This window comes from Candidatus Peribacteraceae bacterium (assembly GCA_041661065.1).
Taxonomy (GTDB): domain Bacteria; phylum Patescibacteriota; class Gracilibacteria; order Peribacterales; family Peribacteraceae; genus CAIKAD01.
Genome location: JBAZVD010000003.1, coordinates 1 through 2,607, shown reverse-complemented (window position 1 = coordinate 2,607; position 2,607 = coordinate 1). Strand labels below are relative to the sequence as shown.

The 2,607-nt window shown below is 58.6% G+C and carries 3 protein-coding genes; all 3 read right to left on the bottom strand.

Features of this window, described 5'->3' with window-relative positions:
- Window positions 1-107: 107 nt before the first annotated feature.
- The 3 genes from WC698_06400 to WC698_06390 all read right to left on the bottom strand — a co-directional run bounded on the left by WC698_06400 (window position 108) and on the right by WC698_06390 (window position 2,437).
- The gene (locus WC698_06400; protein ID MFA6039863.1) at window positions 108-1,634 is read right to left on the bottom strand and encodes an IS66 family transposase; all 1,527 of its coding nucleotides are present in this window, start codon (window positions 1,632-1,634) and stop codon (window positions 108-110) included.
- Window positions 1,635-1,700: 66 nt separating this feature from the next.
- Entirely contained in the window at window positions 1,701-2,054 is a 354-nt protein-coding gene (gene tnpB / locus WC698_06395; GenBank protein MFA6039862.1) for an IS66 family insertion sequence element accessory protein TnpB, read from the bottom strand.
- A complete protein-coding gene (locus WC698_06390) occupies window positions 2,048-2,437 on the bottom strand; it encodes a hypothetical protein (protein MFA6039861.1) in 390 nt (129 codons plus the stop codon). Before WC698_06390 ends, tnpB begins: the two co-directional genes overlap by 7 nt.
- Window positions 2,438-2,607: the final 170 nt, after the last annotated feature.

The window sequence follows — 2,607 nt, the reverse complement described above, 5'->3', positions numbered from 1 at the left end:
AAAACAGATCCAGCAGAATTACCGTAAGCGGCACGTATGGCACATGCCGGTAGATCGCGTCATTTTTGCGTAACCGTCAGAACGCTGTGTTCTGACACTTCCAACCCTTACGCCGCTGCGGCGTATTGGCGTTGGGAAGCGGAGCGAGCCTTGGCCCAGTTTTCCGGGGTGAGCTCGGAGATGTTCTGGTTGGTGTAGCGGGGCAAGCGGGTCAGCACGTCATGGAGGTAGGCATGGGGGTCGATACCCTGGCGGCGGCAGGATTCCACGATGGTGTAGAGGATGGCGCTTTTCTTTCCCGCCCCGGCTGCCCCGATGAAGAGCCAATTCTTTTTTCCCACTGCCGTTGGACGAATGGCATTTTCAATCAGGTTGTTGTCGATTTCCACGCGTCCGGCTTCGAGGTACACTCCCAGCGAGGACCAAATGGTCAGCGCGTAGCTGATGGCCTTGCCCAGATTGCTCTGGGGAAAGAACTTGGGCTGCAAGATTTTGAGAGCTCGCTCCAGGCGCGCGAGGATCGGGCGGGACACCGAGGCGCGATCGGCCTCCCGCAGGGCGGGTCCGGCTTTTCGCTTTCGAAGAGAGGATTCCACACGATAGAGCGAGGCGAACTGATTGAGAAGGAAGGTCACCACTCCGGGCTTCTGCTCGAAGGACTGGTAAAACCTGCGCCGCACATGGGTCATACATCCAGCCATGACCACATCCGGACGTTCCTTGGCAAAGCTTCCGTAAGCCGCATAGGCGTCAGTTTGTAAGATGCCCTTGAAGTCCTTCGGCAGGATATCCTTCACGCACTGGGCCGCGCGACTGGGCTTCCACTGGAAGATGGCGTCCCCGCCGGGCCGCAAGGTCACCCACATATAGCCGATCTGGGTTTTCCCGGAACCGGGATCCAGATAACGAATGGGAGTTTCGTCCATCTGGATGTAATCGCCCGAGAGCACGCGATCTTTCAAAATATTGTAAATCGGCTCCAGGCGGTCGGAGACCATATCGCTCCAACGCACCATATTCTGGCGCGGGATCATCACCTCATGGCGGGTTTTGAAGATCTGCTCCTGCCGGTAAAAGGGCAGATGATCCACATAGCGGCCCACAATGATGCTGGCCAGCAGTCCGGGAGCGGCGATGCAGCCGTCCTGAAGCTTGGGTGGCAGCGGGGCGATCACCGGCTTGGGGTCCACGACGGCCTTGCGCACATACTTCCGACGCACCGTGCGCACCCGGCGGAACGCCCCGGGCGAGTAGTCGAGTTGCTCGCTGACCTCCTCCCCGATGCACTTGTATGCCTCCGGTTCGGCCTGCACCTCCAATGGCTCGATGACAATTTCCTCAACCGGGAGGTTGTCCGGGACGCGGGGGGCGCGTTCCTTGCGCTCCTTCTTTTCGTGGGAAGTCTCCTCCTTGAAGGAGGCGCAGCCTTTTCCCAGATCTTCGCCCGAACCGGGCACCACCCCGAAGAGATCGGGTTGGTTCGGATTGAAGGCTTCACTGCTCGTCCCGTAAATCATCCGGGAGAGCATGTCCACCTTCTGCCGCAGCAACGCATTCTCTTTGCGCAGAGCCGCGTTCTCTTCGACGCTCTCGGCAAGCTTCGCAAGAAGCTCTTTCATGGTGGTCTCGGCCATCGAAAGGCTAACATAGCAGGAACCTCGCCTAAGTATTAGCTTTTTTTTGCGGTTCCACGAAAAAAATCACGCCCGCTCATACCACGGCCGCATTTTCACCCCGCGAAGATCCAGCCCGTCCGTGAGCATCGCGAGGGCTTCCGCTCGGAGTTGCACTTTGGTGGATCCCGTCTCCGACACTTTCGGCCAGGAGAACGTCCCCGCTTCCAGCCGCTTCCCCATCACCCACATCCCGCTGCCGTCAAAATACAGGATCTTCAAGCGCGTCCGCCGCCGGTTGCCGAACACGAAGAGCGCCCCGCTGCGCACGTCCTCGCGCAAAACCTCTCCGGCCAATGCCGACAACCCCTCATACCCCTTGCGCATGTCGCAGGGCTCCACCGCCACGAATACCCGCAAACTCCCGGAAAAACTCAGCATGGCCGAACCACTCCCAGCCCCCGAATGATCTCCCCGGCCAACGCGGCTTGTCTCGAACTGACTATTCGCATCCGCACGGTGCCACCGATTTCAACGCTCAGCGCCTCTCCCTGGCCGGAACATCCGTCCTCCACCATCGCTTCCACCCAGTTCAGCTCGGAGGTTTTGCAAACTTCCTGAACGGGCATTTGTGCCCGTCGCGCTTTTCCCACCCAGTTCATCAGCGTCGAGTACTTCACCCCGGAGTAGGCCGCGAACTGCTGCCCCGTCATCCCGCTCCCTCGGTAAGCCGCAACGGTTTCCTCCCGCTTCTCTTTCGGCGTCCGGACCCGCCCCACCGTGTCAATTTTCAAAACTTCACTGGAACTTTGCGTATTCGTCATTGCGGGAAGTTACGACACTTCCGCTATTTCCCGCCAGATGTGCCAGAAGTGTCGCTTACGGAGGACCAGAGGCTTGACCAAATGGAAATGCCATGGATCGAAGATAAAGAGAACATCAACAAAGAAAAACTAACGAACTAAAACAAGCCGCTTTGAGCGGCTCCAATCTT